At 37.1% G+C, this 24,849-nt stretch carries 26 protein-coding genes; 15 read left to right on the forward strand and 11 right to left on the reverse strand.

Going from position 1 to position 24,849, the window contains the following annotated elements; translation table 11 throughout:
• Positions 1 to 86 precede the first annotated feature (86 nt).
• The 6 genes from FJR04_RS04570 (at position 87) to FJR04_RS04595 (ending at position 4,928) form a co-directional block, all read left to right on the forward strand.
• Complete coding sequence (locus tag FJR04_RS04570; protein ID WP_168492236.1) at positions 87 to 1,598, forward strand: AAA family ATPase; 1,512 nt, start codon at positions 87 to 89, stop codon at positions 1,596 to 1,598.
• A 143-nt stretch (positions 1,599 to 1,741) separates the two neighbouring features.
• Positions 1,742 to 2,092: a DUF1257 domain-containing protein gene (locus FJR04_RS04575; protein ID WP_015081375.1), complete on the forward strand. Its 351-nt coding sequence runs from the start codon at positions 1,742 to 1,744 to the stop codon at positions 2,090 to 2,092.
• Between the two features lie 240 nt (positions 2,093 to 2,332).
• The gene (locus FJR04_RS04580; protein ID WP_168492237.1) at positions 2,333 to 3,463 is read left to right on the forward strand and encodes a hypothetical protein; all 1,131 of its coding nucleotides are present in this window, start codon (positions 2,333 to 2,335) and stop codon (positions 3,461 to 3,463) included.
• A gap of 115 nt (positions 3,464 to 3,578) precedes the next feature.
• The gene (locus tag FJR04_RS04585; protein ID WP_168492238.1) at positions 3,579 to 4,013 is read left to right on the forward strand and encodes a helix-turn-helix transcriptional regulator; all 435 of its coding nucleotides are present in this window, start codon (positions 3,579 to 3,581) and stop codon (positions 4,011 to 4,013) included.
• Positions 4,014 to 4,155: 142 nt separating this feature from the next.
• Complete coding sequence (locus tag FJR04_RS04590; RefSeq protein WP_168492240.1) at positions 4,156 to 4,512, forward strand: hypothetical protein; 357 nt, start codon at positions 4,156 to 4,158, stop codon at positions 4,510 to 4,512.
• Between the two features lie 143 nt (positions 4,513 to 4,655).
• Positions 4,656 to 4,928, forward strand: a complete 273-nt coding sequence (locus FJR04_RS04595) for a hypothetical protein (protein ID WP_027403473.1) — start codon at positions 4,656 to 4,658, stop codon at positions 4,926 to 4,928.
• A gap of 99 nt (positions 4,929 to 5,027) precedes the next feature.
• Here the strand turns inward: FJR04_RS04595 and FJR04_RS04600 are convergent, their stop codons facing one another.
• A complete protein-coding gene (locus tag FJR04_RS04600; RefSeq protein ID WP_168492241.1) occupies positions 5,028 to 5,660 on the reverse strand; it encodes a retropepsin-like domain-containing protein in 633 nt (210 codons plus the stop codon).
• A 187-nt stretch (positions 5,661 to 5,847) separates the two neighbouring features.
• Here FJR04_RS04600 and FJR04_RS04605 point away from each other — a divergent pair, with 187 nt between their 5' ends.
• From FJR04_RS04605 to FJR04_RS04615, 3 genes are all read left to right on the forward strand, one after another.
• The gene (locus FJR04_RS04605; RefSeq protein WP_168492243.1) at positions 5,848 to 6,504 is read left to right on the forward strand and encodes a DUF488 family protein; all 657 of its coding nucleotides are present in this window, start codon (positions 5,848 to 5,850) and stop codon (positions 6,502 to 6,504) included.
• Positions 6,494 to 6,946: a DUF488 family protein gene (locus FJR04_RS04610; RefSeq protein WP_168492244.1), complete on the forward strand. Its 453-nt coding sequence runs from the start codon at positions 6,494 to 6,496 to the stop codon at positions 6,944 to 6,946. Before FJR04_RS04605 ends, FJR04_RS04610 begins: the two co-directional genes overlap by 11 nt.
• 121 nt (positions 6,947 to 7,067) lie before the next feature.
• Positions 7,068 to 7,820 (forward strand): hypothetical protein, encoded by a 753-nt coding sequence (locus tag FJR04_RS04615; RefSeq protein WP_168492246.1) that lies wholly within the window; start codon positions 7,068 to 7,070, stop codon positions 7,818 to 7,820.
• A gap of 73 nt (positions 7,821 to 7,893) precedes the next feature.
• On the opposite strand, the gene FJR04_RS04620 is transcribed toward FJR04_RS04615, so the two are convergent.
• Positions 7,894 to 8,148 carry a hypothetical protein gene (locus FJR04_RS04620; RefSeq protein ID WP_371717172.1) on the reverse strand — a complete coding sequence of 85 codons (255 nt, stop codon included), beginning with the start codon at positions 8,146 to 8,148 and terminating at the stop codon, positions 7,894 to 7,896.
• Between the two features lie 343 nt (positions 8,149 to 8,491).
• Between FJR04_RS04620 and FJR04_RS04625 the strand changes: the two genes are divergently transcribed.
• The gene (locus FJR04_RS04625) at positions 8,492 to 8,860 is read left to right on the forward strand and encodes a 2TM domain-containing protein (RefSeq protein WP_168492247.1); all 369 of its coding nucleotides are present in this window, start codon (positions 8,492 to 8,494) and stop codon (positions 8,858 to 8,860) included.
• A 77-nt stretch (positions 8,861 to 8,937) separates the two neighbouring features.
• On the opposite strand, the gene FJR04_RS04630 is transcribed toward FJR04_RS04625, so the two are convergent.
• The 6 genes from FJR04_RS04630 to FJR04_RS04655 form a co-directional block, all read right to left on the reverse strand.
• A complete protein-coding gene (locus FJR04_RS04630) occupies positions 8,938 to 10,542 on the reverse strand; it encodes an NAD(P)H-quinone oxidoreductase subunit 4 (RefSeq protein ID WP_168492248.1) in 1,605 nt (534 codons plus the stop codon).
• Between the two features lie 258 nt (positions 10,543 to 10,800).
• A complete protein-coding gene (locus FJR04_RS04635; protein WP_371717195.1) occupies positions 10,801 to 11,352 on the reverse strand; it encodes a prephenate dehydratase domain-containing protein in 552 nt (183 codons plus the stop codon).
• Between the two features lie 46 nt (positions 11,353 to 11,398).
• Positions 11,399 to 12,313 (reverse strand): homoserine kinase, encoded by a 915-nt coding sequence (thrB, locus tag FJR04_RS04640; RefSeq protein ID WP_168492251.1) that lies wholly within the window; start codon positions 12,311 to 12,313, stop codon positions 11,399 to 11,401.
• Between the two features lie 112 nt (positions 12,314 to 12,425).
• Positions 12,426 to 13,070 carry a pentapeptide repeat-containing protein gene (locus FJR04_RS04645; protein ID WP_168492253.1) on the reverse strand — a complete coding sequence of 215 codons (645 nt, stop codon included), beginning with the start codon at positions 13,068 to 13,070 and terminating at the stop codon, positions 12,426 to 12,428.
• The gene (locus tag FJR04_RS04650; protein WP_168492254.1) at positions 13,067 to 14,467 is read right to left on the reverse strand and encodes a DICT sensory domain-containing protein; all 1,401 of its coding nucleotides are present in this window, start codon (positions 14,465 to 14,467) and stop codon (positions 13,067 to 13,069) included. The genes FJR04_RS04645 and FJR04_RS04650 overlap by 4 nt, the downstream gene beginning before the upstream one ends.
• Before the next feature lie 138 nt (positions 14,468 to 14,605).
• Positions 14,606 to 16,183 (reverse strand): photosystem II high light acclimation radical SAM protein, encoded by a 1,578-nt coding sequence (locus FJR04_RS04655; protein WP_168492256.1) that lies wholly within the window; start codon positions 16,181 to 16,183, stop codon positions 14,606 to 14,608.
• 705 nt (positions 16,184 to 16,888) lie between these two features.
• Here FJR04_RS04655 and FJR04_RS04660 point away from each other — a divergent pair.
• The 3 genes from FJR04_RS04660 (at position 16,889) to FJR04_RS04670 (ending at position 18,891) form a co-directional block, all read left to right on the forward strand.
• On the forward strand, positions 16,889 to 17,284 hold the full coding sequence (locus tag FJR04_RS04660) for a DUF1830 domain-containing protein (RefSeq protein WP_168492257.1): 396 nt from the start codon (positions 16,889 to 16,891) through the stop codon (positions 17,282 to 17,284).
• Between the two features lie 124 nt (positions 17,285 to 17,408).
• Positions 17,409 to 18,293, forward strand: coding sequence for an alpha/beta fold hydrolase (locus FJR04_RS04665; protein WP_168492259.1), 885 nt, complete (start codon positions 17,409 to 17,411; stop codon positions 18,291 to 18,293).
• 115 nt (positions 18,294 to 18,408) lie between these two features.
• Positions 18,409 to 18,891, forward strand: a complete 483-nt coding sequence (locus tag FJR04_RS04670) for a DUF4079 domain-containing protein (RefSeq protein WP_168492261.1) — start codon at positions 18,409 to 18,411, stop codon at positions 18,889 to 18,891.
• 46 nt (positions 18,892 to 18,937) lie between these two features.
• On the opposite strand, the gene FJR04_RS04675 is transcribed toward FJR04_RS04670, so the two are convergent.
• Together FJR04_RS04675 and clpS are read right to left on the reverse strand one after the other, a co-directional pair.
• Positions 18,938 to 19,789, reverse strand: a complete 852-nt coding sequence (locus FJR04_RS04675; RefSeq protein ID WP_168492262.1) for a CPBP family intramembrane glutamic endopeptidase — start codon at positions 19,787 to 19,789, stop codon at positions 18,938 to 18,940.
• A gap of 54 nt (positions 19,790 to 19,843) precedes the next feature.
• A complete protein-coding gene (gene clpS / locus FJR04_RS04680) occupies positions 19,844 to 20,125 on the reverse strand; it encodes an ATP-dependent Clp protease adapter ClpS (protein ID WP_168492264.1) in 282 nt (93 codons plus the stop codon).
• Positions 20,126 to 20,379: 254 nt separating this feature from the next.
• On the opposite strand from clpS, the gene FJR04_RS04685 reads away from it, so the two are divergent.
• Complete coding sequence (locus tag FJR04_RS04685) at positions 20,380 to 20,754, forward strand: hypothetical protein (protein WP_174763499.1); 375 nt, start codon at positions 20,380 to 20,382, stop codon at positions 20,752 to 20,754.
• A 333-nt stretch (positions 20,755 to 21,087) separates the two neighbouring features.
• On the opposite strand, the gene FJR04_RS04690 is transcribed toward FJR04_RS04685, so the two are convergent.
• Positions 21,088 to 21,285, reverse strand: a complete 198-nt coding sequence (locus FJR04_RS04690) for a hypothetical protein (RefSeq protein ID WP_168492266.1) — start codon at positions 21,283 to 21,285, stop codon at positions 21,088 to 21,090.
• A 711-nt stretch (positions 21,286 to 21,996) separates the two neighbouring features.
• On the opposite strand from FJR04_RS04690, the gene FJR04_RS04695 reads away from it, so the two are divergent.
• Positions 21,997 to 24,600 carry a TIGR03960 family B12-binding radical SAM protein gene (locus FJR04_RS04695; RefSeq protein WP_168492268.1) on the forward strand — a complete coding sequence of 868 codons (2,604 nt, stop codon included), beginning with the start codon at positions 21,997 to 21,999 and terminating at the stop codon, positions 24,598 to 24,600.
• The last annotated feature ends 249 nt before the right edge of the window (positions 24,601 to 24,849 follow it).

Genomic DNA, 24,849 nt, shown 5'->3' on the forward strand with positions numbered 1-24,849 from the left:
TATTAATGATTAATCCATAGTATGGCTTAACACCACGCTATCGCTATCGGTGCTGTCTCTATTAAGGTCTCAAGTAGGTCGATAGTATGAAAGAAGAGCTCAATATACTAATTCAAGCTCAATACCCTTTAATCTACCTTGTGACCTCCGAGGAAGAACGGGCAGAGCAAGCAATTTTTAAAGTCGCCCAAGAGTTAAAGCCCCAAAGGCGAGTATATGTTTGGACAGTGACTCACGGTATTGTGGAGTATGGTCAACCCCGCAATACAACACAACACAATACTGTTTCGCCAGAAGCAGCAATTGATTGGATTTCTCGACAAAAAGAAGCTAGTATATTTATTCTTAAAGATTTACATCCCTTTATTGATGCGCCTGCAACAACTAGATCCCTACGGGACGCGATCGCTAGTTTCAAAGGAACACAAAAGAATATCGTTTTGATGTCTCCCATACAGCAAGTTCCTATTGAACTAGAAAAAGAAGTTGTTGTTCTAGATTTCCAATTGCCAGATATGGCGGAGTTGAATAAAGTTTTAACTTACCATCAAGAGCAAAATCGGGGACGACGGCTAACAACCGAGGCGCGAGAAAAACTTCTCAGAGCAGCTTTAGGTCTAACTAAAGATGAAGCAGAGAAAGTATACCGTAAAGCACAGGTAACAACTGGGCGATTGACGGAAGATGAAGTTGATATCGTCTTATCCGAGAAAAAACAATTAATTCGCCGTAACGGTATCTTGGAGTACATCGAAGAAGATGAAACTCTTGATGCTGTGGGTGGCTTGGAAGAGTTGAAAACCTGGCTTACCCAACGCTCTAACGCCTTTACAGAAAGGGCGAGAGAGTATGGTTTACCTCAACCAAAAGGGATGTTAATTCTCGGTGTTCCCGGTTGTGGTAAGTCACTCATTGCCAAAACTACCTCCCGTTTGTGGGGTTTACCAATCTTGCGGTTAGATATGGGGCGGGTTTACGACGGCTCAATGGTGGGTCGAAGTGAAGCAAACCTGCGGAACGCCCTGAAAACAGCAGAATCAATTTCCCCCACGATTCTGTTTATCGACGAGTTGGATAAATCCTTTGCGGGTAGTGGTGGTTCAGGCGATTCTGATGGGGGGACATCAAATAGAATTTTCGGCTCTTTCCTCACCTGGATGCAGGAAAAGAAATCTCCAGTGTTTGTCATGGCAACTGCTAACCGCGTAGAACGCTTACCTGGAGAGTTTTTGAGGAAAGGTCGCTTTGATGAAATTTTCTTTGTGGATCTGCCCACACCAGAAGAACGTCAGGATATCTTTAGTATTCACCTAACCAAACGCAGGGAAGATATTGCTAGATTTGATCTACAACAACTAGCAAAAATGTCAGACGGTTTTTCTGGGGCAGAAATTGAACAAGCGATCGTGGCGGCTATGTATGAAGCCTTCGCCCAAGATCGGGAGTTCACCCAATTAGATATTATTGCTGCATTGAAGTCTACTTTGCCGCTGTCACGAACGATGCAAGAACAGGTCACAGCTTTAAGAGACTGGGCCAGACAGCGTGCTAGACCCGCAGCCTCCTCTGTTGCTGAATATCAGCGCATGGAGTTTTAAAAGCTTTCCTCTGCAATGTCAGGGGGGAAAGGTTAGTCACAAGGCTAACAGTTTGGAAAAAAGCCGCTCCCAAATCATGCGGCTTGGCTGAAAAGGAAATGTTGTCGTTTTTCTCATCAATCTTCTTATTGGAGGAAACCCAAATGTCTCACTTTAGCACTCTGCGTACCAAGATCACCGATGCTGAAATTCTCAAATCTTCTTTGCGCGATTTAGGTATCAGCGTAAAGACTGAAGCTGATGTTCGTGGTTATAACGGTCAGCGTCTACGTTCCGACATCGTTGCTGTATTGGAAGGCGAGTACGATTTAGGTTGGTCTCGCAACAGTGATGGTTCTTTTGACCTCATTGCTGACCTCTGGGGTGTTGCTAAGAAGCACAACCAGACCGAGTTGATCAACTCCATCAATCAAAAATATGCCGTTAACAAGACTTTGGCTGAAGTAAAACAGCGCGGTCTGCAAAACGCCAATGTTAAGTTGGTATTGCAGTAACAATTTCTGTAGCGCGTTCCCAAAACGAAACGGGTTAACCAAGCATTAGCGGTTAGCCCGCTTTTTTTTGTCTTTATTTGTCTGAATCAGGATATCCAGGATTTAGGATTTGAGTACACAATTTAAACCCAAGAATCTAATGCGAAAGAGTAAACTTGCTGAATACGTCGAAAATCATTGTCTATTTATCAAAAAAATAATAAAATACTCCCAATCTCGTTTAGCTTCAATTATTTAATCATGGTTGTTAATAATTTCCACAGTATTACAGAAGTTTTACCAGCAATTATTGGATTTTCAATTGCTGGAATACTGATATTAAAATTTGTATTTTCTGTTAAAATTCCTCAGTATAATGAAAATCCTCCAGGAGTTTTAATCTCCAGTTTCATTTTTATAGTATCTGGCTTTCTTTTTGAGATTATTTATATTTATTGGTCTTCAATTCAATCTTGGGCTGAAGGTAACTCTAAGATTGCGTTTATATTTACTATCTTAGGAGGTTTCTGTACTAATAGATTTTTAAAAAAAATAGCAGACGATAAAGAAAAGAGAGAAATATCTGTTTTATTTAGAAACTCTATTGATTTACAAGTAAAATCATTACAGGTTATTAATCTTTATTTATCATTTGCTTCAACTGAGGAAAATATCAATTGTATGAAAATCTACAAAAATAATCTTCTCGTTTCTAAAGCCTATGATACAGCATTGAATAAAATAGGTATTTATGATGAAAAAGATATTGATATAATCTCGAAATATTCAAATGAATTACAACAATGTTTCAACTATATTGAACGTTTCTTAATTGAATTTAAATTAGATGAAGATATTAAAGTTAAAGAAACTCATTTTGATTCAATTGAGTACCAACCTCAATATGAAAGAACTTTAATAATTGTTAAAATTGCCATCTTAACAACTTCTCTTTTTGGTATATTCACAAGCTACTATTTATCAAAACATTATTTAAATAATAATTTAGGAAAGTTACAGGATGAGTTTTTTAATGAGTATGAAGAGATATTAGATAAATTTAAAGAAAAATTAAGTTTTATTAGCGAACTCTATATAATGAATGAGGTTATTTCTAGTGATTTATTTGATAAACTAAAATATATAAGAAATAATTTTATTGAAAGTATCAATAGTTATAATGTATCCTCCCGAAAGCCTATATATCTCTATAGAATTTTTATAAGAAAAACAGTTTTTCATCGGGATAATATTGTAACATTTGGTGAGTCACCAGAAGATGCGAAAAATAACTGTGACAGTATAATTGAATATTTAAAGAATACGCTTAAGCTGGAAATAGAAATTCAAGATTCTAGTCCAATTTGTGAAATTATTTCTCCTTGGAAGTAAGTAATTTCTTTAAACCCTAAAGCATGGAGAATTTTCTCAAAATATGTTAGCTTTGCTAAAGGCTATTGTATAATGAATAATTACAAGAATTCTTTATTTTCTTTCAATACTAACCATGATTTTAAATGAACGCCAATATATGATTACTAAAGCCCAGATTAAAAAATTTCAATTAGCAATAGAAAATTTGAAAAAAAAAGTACCCTCACAAGATAATGAAAATGAAAAGTTACGGCATCAATCATATTTAGGTTCACTTAATGGTGAAATAGAAGAACTATCAGAACAAGTCGAAGAATATGAAAAATTGAAAACACAGCAAATAGAAAAGTTAGAATGTAATTCTTTAGAAGAATTACCAGAAGCATTGATTAAAGCTCGGATTTTTCGCGGTTTAACTCAGGGACAATTAGCCGAACGTTTAAATGTGAAGGAACAACAGGTGCAACGTGATGAGGCTAATCAATATGCTAATTCTAGTTTCACAAAAATTTTGAAAGTTCAACGGGCTTTGGATATTGAGATTAGAGAGGAGGTAATTTTTAAATAACTTTCTCAATGTCTGCTTATAGTTTTGTATAAATAAATTTTGTAAATAAAAATTATTTATCTATAGTCTGATGTCTGATGTCTGATGTACTTATAAAATATTCTCATAATAGTTACTAAGGTGCGTAATAGGATAAAAAAATATGTGGGAAGTTGTTGGAGTATCTGTATTTGGGAAAGTAATTAATTATATTACTGATGATGTACTTTATGAAGCTGAAAAAGCTGTTACTATTTCAAAATTTGCACAAAAAGCTATAGAAATTTTAGATGCTGTACCTAGCATATCTCATTGTCATGACAGAGATTTTAAATGGTCTAGACCTATATTTGTACTTAAAGATGGTACTGTAGTTAAAATTTGTAAAAACGTTATTGGACTTAACCATATTTTTCTAGCTGATAATCATGGGTATCTAATTTTTGGTGGGTTTGTAAATTGGAGTAATTCAGGTAATCTAAAAAATGCAATAAATCGAATCAAAAATGAATTAACATAAGTGAAATAAACAAAACTTTGGAAAACTTGATACTAAAGTGATTGCTCACAGCTTTATTTAATCAATAACGAAATGATACTTTATTTATCAACAGAAAATTTATGAAAGTAAAAAATATTAATTGTAATTAGGAGGTCAAAATTATGAACTCTCTTGAATTAAGACAAAAAATCGAACAAAATCTATTAACTATTTCACCAGAAAATTTGAAATTTATTGATGAATTTGTGGAATTTATTAAATATAAACAAGAAACAAGTTTATCAGAAAAAACTAACTATAAGCCAGCTTCAGGACGTTCAATTTTACGTCATGCTGGTACATGGGTAGGGGATGACTTGGAAGAATGTCTGAAGTTAGTCTCTGAAACTAGAGGTAAAGTGAAAATTAATAATCGTATTAATCCTTTTGAGTGATGTATCTTTTAGACACTAATCATTGTAGTTTGATTTTTCTGATTAATCTTATCATCATCCTGTAAATCCTTAAATCCTGTAAATCCTGATTCTGACAAATTATGAATGCCAGTCTTCGCGCCATGTAAAAATAATTTTCTCCTCCGCTTGCCTAAATTCAATATTAAATTTATCAAATACAACTTCTCGCCCTAATAATAATTGTTCTCCACCTGTATTGGTTTGTAACCATGCCACAGAAGCAATAAAATTATGTCCATCAATTGTCATTTCTACGTTACGTAAAACATACTCAACTTTACCACCTATAGTTTCTGCTAATAAAATAGATTCTGCATCAGCTAAAGCATACCCTAAATCTTGACCTACTTTCAAGGAAATTAAACTCAATTCAGCACCAGAATCTACTAACATTGTTGTAGAAAATTCTATATCTCTATGCTTTAAATTAACAGTATAATTTGGTTGCCAATCATGACGGGCAACGGTGCGAAAGCGAATTGGTAAAATTTCTACAGAAGCAGTGTAATGAGGAACTAAATAGATTAAAAACGTTTGTTTTGCAGCATTAGCTAATTCTAAAACTTCGCGTAAGTTTTCGCTATGTGCAATTATCCCATTCGCATTATACGCAACATATTGATTTTTATACAAATCTAATAACATTTGGCGGTTGTGATTCAACCACTTAAGTATTTCATCAGTTTCGCTTTTAGAGGGTGTTGTGTTCATATTCCTTGCTCTGCTCTACAAAGCTAGTCTATACTGAATTAATTATAATAGTTTTTTGTGTTTTCCCTCACAGTTGCAAAAGGTGCGAAGAAACCAAACAACGAATATAGGTTGCATTTTGACATTATAATGCTTAAAATGCCTGTAAATAATTGTAATTCAGTGTTATTCCCCATAATAACAAATTATGAAAACATTCACTATTGGACACTCCAATCATCCAATTGAAACATTTATCGAACTGTTACACCAACATCAAGTAACAGCTTTAGCTGACGTGCGTTCTAGTCCCTATAGTCGCCGATTTCCTCAGTTTAACCAATCTGCTTTAAAAGCAGCCTTGAAAACCGCAAATATTGCTTATGTTCCCCTGGGAGATAATTTAGGCGCTCGTCCCCGTGATAGAAACTGTTATGTAGAGGGTATGGCTCGTTATGATTTAATTGCGGCTACGGAGGCTTTTAAAATCGGGTTAAATCGTCTAATTCAAGGTTCAGAAAAATATCAAATTAGTTTAATGTGTGCTGAACAAGATCCTATTGTTTGTCATCGAGCTATTTTGATTTGTCCACATTTAAAAAATGCTGGTTTGGAAATTAAGCATATTCATAAAAATGGAGATTTAGAAGCAAATGAGGATTTAGAAAATAGGGTATTGAAACAGAATAATTTATATAAACTGTTGACTGAATTGCAAAGTCCGGTTAAACAACTTTCTCTATTTGATTTACAACCTATACAAACCCTAGAAAAACCTCTTTCCCGTGCCGAGTTAGTAGAAAAAGCATATCAATTACAAAGTGAAAAAGTAGCTTATACAGAAATCACAGATCATGAAGAATAAAGAAGTTGATTTATTTACTATTGGTTTTACCCAAAAAAAAGCAGAACAGTTTTTTGAAATTTTAATAAAATCAGGTGTGAAACGAGTAATTGATACTCGCTTAAATAATGTTTCTCAACTTGCGGGATTTGCAAAAAAGTCAGATTTACAATATTTTCTTCAGAAAATTGGTGGAATTGAATATATCCATATTCTTGATTTAGCTCCCACTAAAGATATTTTGGATGCTTATAAAAAGAAAGAAATAACCTGGGATAGCTATGAACAGAAATTTAATCAACTGATTTCACAACGACAGATTGAAAAGAAATTATCTATAGATATCATAGATAAAAGTTGTTTGTTGTGTAGTGAATTAAAACCCCATAATTGTCATCGTCGCTTAGTAGCAGAATATTTGCAAAATAACCTAGAAACAACCATCAAAATTCATCATCTTTGAGTATATTTCCAGATTTATATTTTCAACTTTTTTCAAGAATTCAGTAATATTACTATTCACTAATTATCTAGTCTTGTTTTACTATTACTTAGATAAATAGGGTGTTAATAAGACTAAAAAAATGCAGACTTTTGATATTATTTGTCTTGCTAAATCTACTAAGCATGGCGGAATTTGTCTTGCAGGTATGAAAACTGATGGTACAGGTTGGTTGCGGCCAGTTTCTAATAGAATAAATGGTACTTTATATCCAGAACATTACACTATGAGAGATGGTAGAGAAGTCCAATTATTTGATGTTATTAAAATTCCTTTTATTAGATATGAACCAAAATGTCATCATCCAGAAAATTGGCTAATTCATTATAGTGATAAATGGCAGATTTTAGGAAAAGCTTCTTTAGAACAAGTAAGAAAGTTAATTAAACCAGAAATTGAAAATAATTCTTTTGAACCTAAATTATTAGGTAATTTTGATAAACGTATTTGTTATGAAGATTTACAAGTAACACCAATTAAATCTTCATTAACAATGATAAAACCAGAAAAATTAAAATGGGAAGTTAAATACAATTCTTCCAATAAAAAAACCTTTAGATGTCTTTTTTATTTGTGTGATCATTTTTATGACTTACCCATTACAGATTCAATGTGGATAAATAAACTTAATTATTTAGAAGAGGGAAAATATTCCTGTGAAGAGGTAATAGAAAAACTCAACTTAGAAAATTTTGAACCTGATAAATTTAGGTTAACAATTAGTTTAAGTGAACCTTTCCAACCTTCATTTCAAAGTGAGGAAGAATTTTGTTATAAATTAGTGGCATCTGTGATTAATGTTACCGATATTGCTAAACGTCTAGGATGGAAATAAGCAAATTATCTATAATTGCCAATTTATCCAATCTGTTTGAGATAATTTTTTAAAGATTAAAATTTAGTTTTGGTTATAAAAATAATAACAAAATAATCAAAAATGCACTCAAAAAAAGAGATACTAAAATAGCATATTCAACTCTACGGCTAAAAAATCCCACAGCACTAATCACAGCTATGACGAGGATAATCATGCCAATGTACTGCTCTTTTTCTAACCCATGAGCAATTAGTGAATCTGTACCTAATGATGGATTTTCTGGAATTATGTTGGGAGAAATTTCTGGTTTTGGCAACTCTTGGATGAATAAGTTCAATAAATACATTTACTTCTGATAATATTTTTAATTTGTGAATATTTTATACTTGCTAAAAGTAGAGAATAAATTATAAAAACACCGAATTTACTTAAGTATTTTTATTGTTTACTGTCATTAAAATCATACTTCATTTTTTCTCAGAAATAGATGAGAAAACACTATCTGAGGAATGATTTATTTTTGAATTTTAATTTTATCTATATTTGTACTGTTAATTACGATATCAATTATTTTTCAGAGATAAAATGTGTTTCTAAACAGTTTGTAGGCAAATATATTTTTAATGCTTGTGTAGCTACCATTTCAAAAATAACACTCATAAGGATTTTTTACCATTTTAGGTATTTATATGACTTACAATTCAGAGGAAATGCAACAAATTCTTGAAGTAGCTTTTAAACGTCAGCAAGATGGAGAATATACCAGGGAGCAAATTAGAGAAATTGCATTAGAATTAGGTGTTTCTTCAGAATCGCTACAAGCAGCGGAACACGCATGGTTAAAAAGAGTAGTAGAAGTTAAACAAGGACAAATGTCAAATAATCAAAAACGGAAGGAATTTAAATCACATTTATTTGTTTTTATTGCAGTAAATAGTTTTTTAGTATTGTTAAATCTAGTAGTAAGCCCTTCATATTTCTGGGCAATATTCCCTCTATTGGGATGGGGATTAGGTTTACTATTGCATGGAATCAAGACTTATTTAAGTAATTCCTAAAAAAGATCCCCGACTTATTCAACAAGTCGGGGATCTTAGAGTGAAAATTTCCCAAAGCGCCTTTTTGGGCTTGATAATTACTCAACTATATTAACTATTTCGGAACTAGCTAATGTTGGTGTGGTGAAAATTTGTGAATACAAATTTGTAGGTTGTTGACGAGCGACAACTGGTAAAACTTGACGAGCATGAGCCGCAATGTCTACTGTTTTTACATCATAAGCTTGTGTGATCATCTTAGGATAGAAACCAATACCGATGATGGGAATTAACAAGCAGGCTGTGATAAACAATTCACGAGGCTTAATATCAAAGACTACAGTATCTAAATGTAAATCTTCGTTTTTGTTGCCGTAGAACACTTGACGCAACATGGAAAGTAAATAAATGGGGGTCAAAATTACGCCAACTGCTGATAGGAAAATAACGATAATTTTGAAGCTAGAACTGTAAACATCGCTGGTAGCAAGACCCAAGAATATCATCAATTCACCTGCGAAGCCACTCATACCGGGTAAAGCCAGAGAAGCCATGGAAGCGATAGTAAAGAGCGCAAAAGTTCTGGGCATTACCTGAGCCATACCACCCATTTTATCCATCATCAAGGTGTGGGTACGTTCGTAAGTGACACCAGAGAGGAAGAATAAACTAGCAGCAATTAAACCGTGAGAAACCATCTGTAACACAGCACCGCTGATACCGATTTCTGTATAAGATGCAATGCCAATTAATACAAATCCCATGTGGGCAATTGAAGAGTAAGCCAAGCGGCGTTTGAGGTTGGTTTGAGCAAAGGCGCAACAAGCACCGTAAACGATATTAACTACACCAAAAATGGCTAAGACTGGGGCAAAGGTAACATGGGCATCGCTTAACATTTCTACGTTAAAGCGAATTAGGGCATAACCACCCATTTTTAACAATACACCTGCCAAAATCATCGAACCGGGAGCAGATGCTTCACCATGAGCATCAGGCAACCATGTATGGAAAGGGAAAATTGGTAGTTTTACACCGTAAGCTATTAAGAAACCTGCATATAAGGCTAGTTCTAAGGCTTTGGGATATTCTTTCATTCCCAATTCGGTCATATTGAAGGTGAAGTTATCACCATAAAAGGCCATTGAAAAACCAGCTACCAGAATAAATATAGATGCTGCGGCGGTATAGATAATAAATTTAGTAGCTGCATAGCGGCGGTTTGCACCACCCCAGATAGAAATTAGTAAGTAAACGGGTACTAACTCAATTTCCCACATTAAGAAGAACATTAATAAGTCTTGGGCGAGGAATACGCCTAATTGGGCGCTGTACATCACCAACATTAAGGCATAAAATAAACGCGGCTTGTTGGTTACTTTCCAAGCCGCGAATACTGCGAGTGTGTTAATTAAGCCTGTTAATATTACCAAGGGCATTGATAAACCATCAACTGCCAAAGACCAGTTAAAGCCAATTTGGGGTATCCAAGCATAGCTTTCTGTCATTTGCAGGGCTGAACTTTGGAAGTCGTAACTTTGCCAAAAGGCAAAAATCATTAATGCAAAGTCTAATAATGCAACCCCTAAACCGTACCAACGGATGGTTTTACCCTCTTTATCGGGAATGAGGGGAATTGCTAGGGTGGCCACTAAGGGCAGGGCAATTATGGCTGACAACCAAGGAATTTCTATCGCATTCATCACTGTTAACAATATTTTTTTGGTTTCACTTTTGTTTACATTATATTAAGGAATCGTTACGTTTGTAAACAATTTTTGATGGAGATTTTCGATTTGGGGCATTATTAGTAATAAATACTTACTAAATTATGCAACGAATCTATTCTAAATGTAAATTTTTGCAACGTCAACAAAAAAACAGCGATTAAAACCGCTGTCTTTAGTTATAATTACCCGACTAAGGATAAATTAAATTTTCTAGAAAGTTATTTAAAATACTTAAACGATGCGGTTGACAATTGTCCACACTTGACAGTCTGATCTGACGTAGGGAACAGAAATGGTCTTAAAGCCCGTGATGAAAGGTTTGTAGTAAACTTGCCAATACATGGGGCTAAGTTCATCGGCACAGGTTTTTAGGAGTTTGAGTTCTTTGGCCAGTTCTCCAGCTAGTTCATTAACTCGTTCGGCATGAATTTGAGCAATTTTTTTGGCTTCTTCTAGCTGTTCTTCTTGTTGAGAGATGCGGATAGACATAGGTAGATACCTAGTGAGATGACCTTTTCTTTGTTGGATTTCTTTTTGCAGAAAAGATATCGCATCATCTATGCCTCTGATTTCAGCAGATAATTGAGCGTTTTCTCTGGCTTGACGACGGTAAGCTTCAACTATTGCTAGGGCTGAATCATGTTCACCTGGTTCGACATGATTATTAGTTAGTGCAGCTCGTTCTTGTTGAAGTGCTTGGATTTGAGATTTCAGTTCTGCTATTTCTGACTGAATTTTCTCCATATATATATAATGGGTAATTGGGAATAGGTAATTGGTGATAGGTAATTAGTTTTTTACTACTAATTACCCATAGAAAATCTAATATTTACAATATGCTTGCCCCTTGGGTATCGAGGGGGAGCGATCGCACAATTGATGTAATTCCTTGTTTTTGCCAAGCGTTGGCCATTTCTGTGGCAATAAGTTTAGCCTGATCTGCTTCAGCTAATGCTAAAAGTGTGGGACCTGCGCCACTAATTACCATACCATAAGCGCCAGCCGCCATAGCAGCGGCATTGACAGCATCGTAACCGGGAATTAAAGTTTGGCGATAGGGTTGATGTAACTTATCTTGTAAGGCTGCTTTTAACCATTCTTCCCGATTAGTTGCTAAACCTCGCAGTAACAAACCCAAATGAGCAGTATTAAAAATTGCATCAGCACGACTTACTTCTGTCGGTAAAACCCGTCTGGCTTCTGAGGTTGATAATTCAAAATCGGGAATTGCCAACACTGGAACTATATGCCGATGCCAAGGAATATCGCAAATTTCCCAACCTGTGCGACTAGTAGCCGCGAGACGACATCCACCTAATAAAGCTGGTACTACATTATCAGGATGTCCTTCTAGAGCGATCGCCAATTCCATGATCTGCAACTCAGACACAGGCGAACCTGCTAACTCATTAGCCGCAACTAATCCCCCGACAATCGCAGTAGCCGAACTACCTAAACCTCTAGCTAGTGGTACACCCAACTTAATCTCTATTTTCACCGATGGCGGTGTTTGTTCTATATATTGGTATAATTTAACAAACGCCTGATATAAAAGATTACTCTCATCAGTTTGCACCTTTTCGGCTTCTGTACCAGAAACTTGAATAATTAACCCCTGGTCATCAAGAGTAGTAAACTTAAATTCGTTATACAGTTTTAAAGCAACACCAATACAATCAAAGCCAGGACCCAAATTCGCAGTCGTGGCGGGAACTTTAACAGCAATGTGAGAAACTACAGACATTTAAGTTAATTCAAAATTCCAATTTCAAAATTATCAGCTTATTAGTGACAGCTTACAAGAAAAACGGAAGAGGCAAAAGGCAGAAGAAATTTTTAATTGTTAATTTTAAATTCTACCCTGCGTTACTACCCTCTAGAACTGTACCCACTAAACATACCTGATTTAAATTAGCACCACTTAAATTTGCTGCATCTAATTCAGCACATAGCAAATTAGCTCCTGCTAAATTCGCCCCTGCTAAATTGGCCGCCCGTAAATCAGCTTCTTCCAGATTCGCTTCACTTAGCAAAGCCCCTTCTAAATCAGCACTACTTAAATCTGCACCTTTAAGATTAGCTCCCGTGAGATTAGCGCCTCTTAAATCTGCACCTCGTAAGTCAACACCTTGCAAATTTACATTCATCAAATTAGCACCACTTAAAAAAGCACCGGCTAAAGACGCATCACTGAGAATTGCCCCCATCAAATTACTACCGCGCAAATTGCTACCACGTAAGTCCGCACTTGTCAAGTCAGCTTGCATCAAGTTTGCACCCATAAGGTTAGCCCGCAAATCAGTTTGTTGCAGGTTCGCCCCCATTAAATTTGCACCTTGAAAATGACCACCTTCTAGTTTAGAACCAGCGAAGTTAGTTCCCACTAAAGTCGCCCCTGCGAGATTGATCCTACTTAAATCTACGGAAGATAAATCTTCATCCTCTAAATTTGCGCCAGGAAGTTGTTTGTTTTTTCCTAATCGAATGGCTTCTATATTCATGTGGGGTAAATCTCAATTTTTTCATTGCTTTTGCTGTGGCTATCCCATCGAGAATCAAGTAACCACAAGCCGCTGCTAACTTTGGTTGTCATTAAGGGTAAATCAAGTCCCTGTTGTAAACCCATGACTAATAAAGTTAAAGTATCTACAAGTTTAGGATCAAAGCGGGTAGATTGTTGTTTCCGGCATTGATCTAAAGCTTGAGAAAATATCTCTATGCCACCCTTACTTGAGTATTTATGCTGATTGATAAGTAGCTGAAACTCTGCCACTAATGACAAAATTCGTGATTCTAAGGGAATATCATCGCCAGCTAAACCGGCTGGTTGGCCTGTGCCATTCCACCATTCGCTTTGGTGGGTAATAATTTGAGCTACTGCCCGTAGTCGTGGCATTGTTCGTAATACTTGCGCCCCAGGGACTAGAGGACAAGCCAGGGGACAACTGAGCGCCTCTTCTTGATAACCAGTTGTAGAATTAGTAGGAATAATCAGGCTTTCGGCTTTTTGTAATGGATCTATGCGATGCAACAGAGCCGCAAGACGTAATCTTTTAATTTGCCATGCGGGTAAATCCAATAATTGCCCCATTGTTTCCGCTATGGATGCTACTTCTGTAGCGGCCATAGGATTATTGATATCTGCTAGATCAATTAATTGCGCCATTCGCAAAAATGCTTGGATTTCATTAGATACCAAGTTACGATCTAAGGATTTATGATGCGCGGCTGCGGGAATAGATAAGTTATTTTGTCCGGTTTTGAGGTAATCCACAACACGAGCCACGACTGTAGCCACATCTTCTGGTGAGGATATAGCTGGCTGAATTGCCTGTTTTTGTTGACTAAGTTGAAGTGCTAGTTCAGGATCATAGCCTTGGATATGAGCGATCGCTAACTCTGCGGTTTCTTGCACTAACTCTGGTTCAAATGTCCATAAACCGTAGAATTTACGCTCTAAATCGGAAGTTGGCAATCCACCACTCCCATAATCAGCCTCAGATAGCTCTTGACAAATTACCATTGCTGTGTAGTCAGGAGCTAAAATAATCAAATGCCACTCCTGCGCCACAGGATCATCTGTAGCCAACCCGACTAAATCAATATTAGCTAATTGGCTAGTCGGATGCTCGGCAAAACCAGCATCAGCAGCCGCCATAATCACAATTTCTCGGCTGTGTTGAGCGATATCTGCATATCTAGATGCCTCTTGCAGATACCATTTACCCTGTTGAAAAGCCGTAATTACCAAAGGACCATTATCCTTAGTTAAAATATGGTCTTCTAAGGCATGACACAGAGCAACTAAGGTATTTTTATAGTACACACCAAAATGAATTGGTCTAGAACTATGGCGGTGAGAAGTTTCTAGCTGTTGGAGAATTGAACCTTGTAACATGGAATTAATTGGGGATTTTTAGATATACGGCGGTTGGAAACCACGTCTACAAAGGCAAAACCCTTAAATTTTAATTAGTCCACGCAGGTGGACTTTGTTTGTGTAGCCGTGATTTCTAATCGCCTGAGCTTATGTTTTCTAGGATACGCCAGCCAACTGTTTCTCTGGTTTATCTTCTATTGGTGCAGAAAGTGCATCTTCCAAATCAGCGCAACCTAGTTTGGTTTCTAAGATATTCATCACTTCCCGTCCGAAGTCATTGGGATTTTGTCGCCATGCTTGCAAGCAAACTTCACCAAAGAAAGAACCAAGAGGTTCAGGATTCCATAAAAGTTTTTTAGCAGTCCAAGGCATTAAGCTCATAGGATCATATCCTGGTTTCAGAATACCCTCTTTAAAAGCGTATTCTTCTAAGTGAGTATGGGGTTGTAGTCCAATAAAGAAAATAGCAGGTTCAACTTTATCAGCCCCAAAAATCCGTTCTAGTTCCCGATGATAAGCGATAGTTTGGCGAATAGTTTCGTAACGTTCATCAATCACATTAAAGGAGTAGTTAACAGAAACTACATCATTGAAACCGGCTGCTTTTAAATCCCGACAATTTTGTAAAACAGTTCGCAAGTTATAACCCATTCGCATTTTGCGAACAAGTTCTTGAGAACCGCTTGTGATGCCAATTTCAAAATAATTCATCCCCGTTTTTACCATCAACTCACACAATTGCGGTGTTAAGTTGTCGGCTCTAATATATGCTGCCCAATGGATATCTGTCATCCCAGAATCAACAATTTTCTGGAGAAGTTCCACAGCATCATCAATGAATTTGCGGGCAGGGATAAATTGAGCATCAGTAAACCAAAAGTTACGAATGCCCCGATTGTATAATTCTCGGATTTCGGCAACAACTTCGTCACTAGGGTTAATTCGTACTTGTTTACCTTCGACTACAGTATAGACACAATAGCAGCAATTATGGGGACAACCGCGTTTGGTTTGCACACCAATGTAAAAATCCTGCTCTTGGAGGTAATAATTAAATTCCGGCCAAATTGTTTCGATGTAGTCATAGTTACACACCGTTTTTTCTAGGGGTGTAGGTTGTTCGTGAATCAAGCGTGGGCGTGGTTTATTTTCGCCTACGACATAGCAGCGTTCACTGCTAATATCTTCACTATTGAGCAGTTTTGTGAGTAAGGTTTCGCCTTCACCTACGGAAATAATTGTTCCTGGCGGTAAGCTTTTACCCAACTGTTCATAAAATACGCTAACTGCACCACCACCTAAGACAACACGGGCTTGAGATTGATATTTTTGGGCGCGTTTTAACCCCCGTTTGACTAATCCCAGATTCCGCCATAACTCCACATAATAAGCAATAAAAATTCGTAAGCCGCCAAAAGCACCACGCAATTTAATCAGGGGATTTTTGGCATAGTAAAATTCAAAAGCGTTTTGGAGAGGGTTGCCGCCCCGTCCACCTACAGGGGCATAAATTTGAATATCTCGCCAAGAAAAGACTAATAGCGTTGGTTGAAACTCGTCAACACATCTGTCGAGGGCAGAAGCGTAATCTAGAGGCGGGACTGTCCCTAAGTCAAAAATCCGCTGTTCTACATTGGGAAATTGTTTGTGGATGTGATCGGAAAGATAGACAACCCCAATGGGGAAGATAGGGTTACAGGGAAGGCGAACATAGAGAATTTTAGTTTTGTTCATAGGTGGTTTAACTGTATCTTGCTGTTGTTTAGGTAAAGACTAGAAGCATATTTAGTTTTCTAGTCGGTGAAGTTGTTTCTGAATTTACCAGCATTTTTATTGACATTTAAGTTGTTTTATGGTAAGCAAAGTTTGCTGTTAGCAACTGTAGTGCAAGTAAAAACTGCTGTGCATAAAATTTGCTTGGTTATATATAGATGACGGTTTATGAACAAAATTTTCATATACATTTACCATAACATCGAGTTTATGAATTAAGCGACGATTTTCTCTGGTGATTTCTATAGATAGATACAACAGATAACTTAATTTGCTAGAAAGAATAAAAATCAGGTCAATTTTACAAATAATAGCGACGGACAGAACTCTAAAAAGCTGATATATCGAGACTTTTGCCAATAAAGCGTTAGCTGTGTGCAAACAGGACAAAATCTTCAAGATTATGAGACAGATGAGTAAAAATGCTTATCTAGAAAGAACTTACAGCAATTTTGTCTGCACCAAAAGGGCAGAATTTCATTTGTAATTTGTTTTTTAACTAAATATAGATTTATTTACAAAATTTTTAGAAACTAGATATATCTTTAGATATAAATAATGCAGAAAATTGCAGTTGGTAGTCGGGGTTACAGCAAATGGGGATCATCCGGTGTTAGCTTTACTTATGTAATGTAAAATTGTGGCGCAAATAGCTCACCAGCAGTTATGGCTCAGATATTAGATCCTCTACCACCGGAGCATTCGGGGAAGATTCTCTGCTGCTACGTCAATGCCACGAGTAAGATCCAGGTGGCTCGCATCTCCAATATTCCCAACTGGTACTTTGAAAGGGTTGTTTTTCCTGGACAAAGGCTAGTATTTGAAGTTCCTAAAGAAGCGCAAATGGAAATTCACACCGGGATGATGGCAAGTGCTATTATCTCAGATACGATTCCATGCGATCGCCTCATCATCCATGAACCTAGCAGTGATGAAATACAAGACGATACATCCGCAGGAATAAATCCTACTAATAGTCATCCGATGGAGTCGGAAATTAATACAAAAATTGTAGATACTACAAAACCTTTACCAACTGTTGAATTGGCATCTATTGATTAAAAAAATAAATGTTGCTTAACATGAGGGTTGCTGAATTCAGCAGCCTTTTTTATTAATGGACACGGATTAAACAGAATTTTTTCAGATCATAAACTACTCAATTATGTTGTAATTAATTCAAATCATGATTCAATATATTAAAACCTCCCGTCTGAATATCGCCTATCACAGTTATGGTTTAAATGATGCAGAAACCATAATTCTTATTCACGGCTGGCCTGATGATGCACTTACTTGGAAGACAATTATTCCCCCATTAGTAAATAAAAATTATCGCTGTATCACACCATTTCTTAGAGGTTGTGGATTGACACATTTCCTCAATGCTCAGACTCTGCGGAGTGGACAATTAGCGGCTTTAGGACAAGACCTAGTTGAATTCATTACAGCCTTAAATATTGGATCTGTACATTTAGTAGGTCACGATTGGGGAGCGCGGATTGCCTACAATACATCGGCTTTACGTCCTGATTTAGTCAATAGTCTCACTGCATTATCAGTAGGTTATGGAACTAATAACCCCAACCAGAAACTATCCTTTACTCAGGTGCAACAATATTGGTATCAGTGGTTTTTTGCCACAGAACGCGGACGGGAAACACTAGCAGCCGATAGAAAGGGATTTACTCGCCAATTATGGCAATTATGGTGTCCTGGATGGCATTTTCATGAAACGGAATTTGAAACTACTGCCCAATCATTTGATAACCAAGATTGGATAGATATTACCATTGATTCATATCGCAATCGTTGGGGTAACTCTGCTAATGATCCTGACTATGATTCTATTCATAATCAACTTATGAATGCACCTAAAATTAATGTACCAACTACAGTATTACATGGAGAATGTGACGGTGCAACTTTGCCAGAAACTAGTGCTAATAAAGAACAGTTTTTTACAAAAGATTACCAGAGATTTGTCATACCAAAAGTTGGCCATTTTATGCAAAGAGAAGACCCTCAAACCGTAATTACAGCTATACTTAACCGCATTCAAAAAGTTTAACTCTGTTGAAATTCTGAATTAACCCTAATTTTTGCACCAATCCAAAGTTGCATTTTGAGCTTTTTCCCAAATCCTGTTAAGCTCAATAAGTAACTTTCCTGGACTGAAATTTTTTATGCACCTACCTTCCTTTTTATGGTTATGGAAAATAGCTGCCTGGTCAATGGGTTTATCTTTACTAGCATACTTGTTTTTAGCAATAACTGGTATTTGGATGTTAAGGGTCAGAACTACCTCAGAAGCACCTTTAGGGGTGATATTGCCGTGGAATCGTGGTGAAGTGCGATTCCTACGGAGCGCTGCGCTATCGCTCCATTATATAATCGGTATCACTATGGTTAGTCTAGTCTTGCTACTCCTAGCGGTTGGTATTGTTGGTACTTTAGGACACTTTGGTTCATTAGGTCATTCGCCACATCTAGGGGCTGGGTTAATAGTAGTAATATTAGTCTTAGTATCCGCCTTTAGCGCCACCCAAATTAGTAATAGAAAGCCTTGGGCTAGACCTTTACATCTTGGTTGTAATATTCTCTTATTATTAGGCTTTAGTTGGGTATCTCTCAGCGGTTGGGCTGTAGTCCAAAAGTATTTACCTTAAACTATTCTTTGTCATGTTCAGAAACGAGTTTTAGTTTTTAACTCCTTTATTGCATTGCTTCACTTTCATATTTTTTAATGTTTAATTGCTTATTACCTATCCACCAAGCCAAAATACCCATAAAAAATACACCCATGACTCCCTGCAAAGGATTATTATTAACACCAGTCACCCAATCAGGAACTTGTCCTGAATATTTCGTTAGCTCTCCAACATTAATAATATAATAACCCCAAACTAACCCACTATGTAAACCAATAGGTAAGCCCAAACGTCCCCGTCTCCAGCGTTTTCCCCATACCTGCGTTAACCCTAACAACACTAAAGCCGGAAACTGGGGTAAGGTATGAATAAGGGCTTCTAAAGGTTTAATAAAATGGGCTAAAGCAAATAAAATTGCATTGATCCAGAGAGCGATATTTAATTTATAATCTCGCTGTAACTCATCTAATAACCAACCTCGAAATAATAATTCTTCTGCAAACCCCACACCCAAACTAACTAATAAACCTTCTAAAACTATTTTCACTAACAATACTTGAGGTTGTTGCCATACTAACCAACCAAACAACCCTTCTAAACTAAATAAAACTAAAACACTAATTAGTCCAATAGCCAGCCCTTTCAACATATCCACACCGTTAAGGCGTGTGAATTCCAAGCCATAATAGTTAAATATTCCTGGTTGCTGATAGACTTTTTTCCCCCAGATATTCAGAAGAAAAATAAACTCTACATATAATATGACCATTGTCAAGATACTTTCTAAATTAGTATCTTGAACTAGCCAATAAATTGGTGCTGCTAGTGGTAGCCATAACAATGTTAAAGCTAAAATGAAACAACCCAGCCTCACAGGGACAGGATATTGAGTAAGTTGAGTGAGATTAATTTTCATAGTTAGTCAGTTGTCATTAGTCAAAACTATACTCTATTGACTAATGACTCAGGACTATTCATCGGGTTCAATGGTGCTACTTAAACCGTGATTTTTGAGTGTTTCACAATAAAATTCGGCGTGTTCTTGAGCGCAGGTAATTACTAAAGCTAATCCATTATGGTGAGCTTCCATCATGATACTAACAGCTTGAGGTTGAGTGATGCTATTGACAGTAGTCATTAACACTTGTACTACGTACTCCATCGGATTATGATCATCATTATGGAGCAAGACGCGATATCGAGGTGCAAGCTTGCGGGATGTAGAACGCTTCTCAATGGTTTCGACTGACACGATTCTTAGCTCTTTTACCGTTGATTTACTACAATACAGTTTCTGTTTAGCAAGCGATCGCCAAACAGTTATTTAGTTCTGCATAGCTGACTCAATCTTGAGATTGATGTCCGCTGTATTTTCACCTGAAAATACTTTTGGCATTGCTTACAGATTTTTCACTAAAACATCATAACACAAACCAGCCGTTGCTGATATCTCTCTAAAGTTAGTAAAATTAAGGCGTTACAACACAACAATTGCTTTACAGGGTTATGGATATTACTCCAAAATTTCAACCAAGACAAATTGTGTCGTTGGATTATCAGGATCAAAATCTTTATGCAGAAGTTATTGAAATAGTGGTTTCCCGTCAATTGTGCTGGGTGCGTCCTTTGCTGCTTGTAGACTCTACCCAGGAATTACCACTTGTGATTGATTTACGAAATGTATCTGATTTATTATGGCCGTTGGACTTGTTTAGACCTGCTTTAGATACAGAAGTGATTGCTTTTTTAGGGCAAATTTTTCCTAAAGAACAGCAATTTGAATCTGATTTAGTTGCTAAACAACAATTTAATTTATTTATTCATCAACTTTGGCAAGCATACCAACAAGAACAAACAATATACAGCAGGAGTCAGGAGTAAAACTGGCTTTGTGTATAGGTTTCAATTAAGATTCTGTACCATATGGCTACGCCACGCAAGCTATCAACTGACGCTCACGACGAAGCTTTATTGATCTGTAATCTGCTGTAAATAGATTTAACTGCATAGGTAATAGCAGTAACAATATAGTGTTAGTCAGTGGGATTGATTGATGAAAAGTGATACTGTTGATTGAAAAAATCAATTGTTTGAGTCTTGCTCAAATTTACTAAATATGATTGGTAATAGAGACTTGCAGAAATAAACACTTATGGTAAATTTTCCCAAAAGCTGACGCTGCATTCATTTTAATTCTACCCTCATGTACTGGAATTACCCCCAAGTAGGAACTAACTGCACCCTACCAGCATCCATCTCTGCCATTAATAATTCTAAGGCTTCATAGTCAACGTCAGAGATATGTCCCAGTTTTGTGAGTTCTGAGTTAATTTCATTTTCTATTTCTGGGGTTAATTTCTTGATATGCAGGGCTTTTTCAACCAACTGACGAATAACGTATGGAGTTCTCATAAGAAATAAACCAATTTGTAGTTACTATTCACTTCATTATCTAAGATAATGCTTGGTATAAAATGTGATCTATACCTCTCAAATTTAGTGATTTAGATCACTATTGACTAAACAGGATTAGTCATTCAATAACGCTGTTTTTTGTCAACGGTATGGGTAAAAAAACCAAGCTGACATTGACAGAGAAATTTTGCTTAAACCACCTTTGTTTATAGCTTTAGCAAGGGTAGCTGCTACAGCTATAGATGATTAATCTGCATTGAGGATGTATATGTAGATTGTTTTTTAACTTCCAGAAAAAAAATGTATATATAAATACAGTTTACCATTGACTTATGATAATCTTTAAACAAAGGTAGTAAAGCTATAAAGATTCAGCAAAGAAAGCTAAAACTTGTAGCCAATTGCGAAAAAAGGGTTTATGTTCAATAAAAGCACAAATTTACACGGTCAATAATTTTCATCAGGATGTAAATATGGTAACAACTCTGACTGCTTCTGAAATTATTGTAATTCGTCCTCAAAGATACTTAAAGGCTGTAAAAGCCTCTGAATTTGAATATATGTGAACCTGATTTGAATTTATACAGAAATAACGGTTAATTTATGTCACAAAGTTCTAAGTTGTCACGATTACTGTGATCAAAATCTATAATTAATGCTAGTCTTGGGGTAATTGGCTGTAATTTAGGGTAGCTAGAAGATAGCAAAGTGGCTGTTTTAGTTGAACAATTAATAACATCGGATATTTTAAAACCTGCCCGTTACTTGGGTAATGAGCGTTTAGCAGTCCATAAGCCTTGGGATACGGCAACAATCCGTTGGGTTTTGACATATCCAGAAGTATATGAAGTTGGGGCATCAAATTTAGGGCATATCATATTATACAACGTTTTGAATGCCCAGCCTCGCCAGTTATGCGATCGCGCGTACTTACCAGGAGCAGATTTAGCAGCTAAACTTCGGACTACGCAGACACCTCTGTTTGCGGTGGAATCTAAACGGTGGTTGACGGACTTTGATATTTTAGGCTTTAGTCTCAGTTACGAATTAGGCGCAACCAACATTTTAGAAATGTTGGATTTAGCAGGAATCCCCGTCACTAGAGAAGAACGTTTACAGGGAAATTACCCGCTAATTTTTGCTGGTGGACAAACAGCAACATCTAACCCCGAACCCTATACAGATTTCTTCGACTTCATAGTTTTGGGAGATGGTGAAGAACTACTTCCCGAAATTGGCTTGGTTTTAGAAGAAGGGAAAAAATCCGGCTTAAATCGTCAAGAACTGTTATTAGACTTGGCACAAGTTCCCGGTGTATATGTGCCGCAGTTTTATGAAATGGGTGCAAGTGGAGCTGTTTATCCCCTGCGTCCAGATGTACCCAAAAGAGTTCTCAGACGGGTAGCCACACCAATTCCTGCCTATTCCATTGGCTTAGTCCCTTATGTAGAAACAGTCCACGATCGCTTAACCATTGAAATTCGTCGGGGTTGCACCCGTGGTTGTCGGTTCTGTCAACCAGGAATGCTGACTAGACCGGCACAGGATGTAGAACCGGAAAAAGTGGTAACAGCCATAGAAAAAGGAATGCGGGAAACTGGTTACAATGAGTTTTCCCTATTGTCTTTGAGTTGTTCAGATTATTTAGCCCTACCAGCGGTGGGGATGGAAATTAAAAATCGCTTAAAAAATGACAATATTTCCCTCACTTTACCAAGTCAAAGAGTAGATAGATTTGATGAAAATATTGCTAATATCCTGGGAGGAACACGCCAAGGGGGATTAACCTTTGCCCCAGAAGCAGGTACTCAAAGAATGCGGGATATTGTCAATAAGGGCTTGACTAATGAAGAATTGTTGCGGGGGATAAAAACCGCTTGGTCACAAGGTTGGCATAAAATCAAGCTGTATTTTATGATTGGTTTACCCGGTGAAACAGATACCGATGTGATCGGGATTGTGGAAACTGTGAGGTGGTTACAACAAGAATGTTGGGAAAAAGGCAGAAAAGCCCTGAATTTTAATTTGACTATTTCTAACTTTACTCCCAAACCCCATACTCCTTTTCAATGGCATTCAGTCTCAACAACAGAGTTTGCCAGAAAGCAGAACCTATTGCGACAAGAGTTTCGCGGAATGCGAAATGTGAAAGTAAATTTCACGGATTTTCGCATCTCCGCCATGGAAGACTTTATTGGTAGAGGCGATCGCACTTTGGGGAAAGTGTTACAGCGGGCTTGGGAACTGGGTGCAGGGATGGATTCTTGGTATGACAATGTAGATAAAGCATTTACAGCTTGGGGCGAAGCGATCGCTCAAGCCGGTCTAGACTGGAAATACCGTCAAGTTGAAAATGGCGAGTGGAATCTGTTTGCTGTCAGCAACAAGGAACAAGAAACCTCATCACCTCTAGATATTCCCTTACCTTGGGATCATATTGATACTGGCATTGATAAAAAGTGGTTGCAAGAAGACCTCCAACGCGCTCTAGCAGCCGCAACTGTCCCTGACTGCTCTTTTGAAGGTTGTTCCCATTGCGGAGTTTGTGGCACTGATTTTGGTCACAACATCGTGATTTCTCCACCACCCATTCCCAGCTTTGCTGGTGATTTTGTCCCCAACACCACTAAAGCCCAACGGCTGCGCGTATGCTTTGGCAAAAAAGGGGATATGGCTTTGGTGAGTCACTTGGATTTAATGCGCCTCTTTGATCGAGCTATGCGGCGTGCAAGTTTACCAATTACATTCACAGGTGGCTTTCATCCTGGTCCGCGAATTTGTCTAGCTAGTGCTTTAGCATTAGGCGCTACCAGTAATGGAGAAATTGTTGATTTTGAATTCACTCAAGCAATTGATATCGAAACTTTTCATGCCCAATTAGTGAATCAACTACCTACTGACATACCTGTATATAATGTGGTAGAAATAGATATCAAATCTCCCTCTGCTAACCAGTCTCTGGAAGCAGCCGAGTATTTACTAACAGTGTCTACATCTCAAAGCGAGGTACAACCGACACAATGGCAAGATTGGATTGAGACTATTCAAAATCAAGAGGAGATTCTTTCGGCACATACAACCAAATCAGGTAAGCAGCAATTAATAAATCTGCGCGATCGCTTATGGGAAATAGAATTAATCACAGCCTATAATCGAGAATCAGACTCAACCGCAGTCCTCCGTTACTTGGGTAGCTGTCGTCCTGACGGTGTGATCTTACGTCCTGAGCAAGTCTTGTCTATGCTAGAAATAATCACTAATGCAGAATTTCACCTCTTGCATATTCACCGCAATCGCCTAGTTATTGGATAAATTGCCAGTAATTACCCGAAATTAACAAATTGTGGGAATTTATTTTTAGCTAACAAGCAGAAGCTTCTCACCTACCAGCAAGGGAGGTGATGAGATGAATGGGAGTGAGTGACGAATTGACGAGCGATCGCAATTTAGCAATGGCAAATCAGCAATGTGAGTAAATAAGGAATAAACACTTTCTTGGTTTTTCTCAAAATATTTGATATAATTTTGACCAATAGGTGTAACTCAATTAAATGCTGAAAA

Origin of the sequence: Anabaena sp. UHCC 0204, assembly GCF_009711975.1 — a bacterium.
Lineage (GTDB): Bacteria > Cyanobacteriota > Cyanobacteriia > Cyanobacteriales > Nostocaceae > Dolichospermum.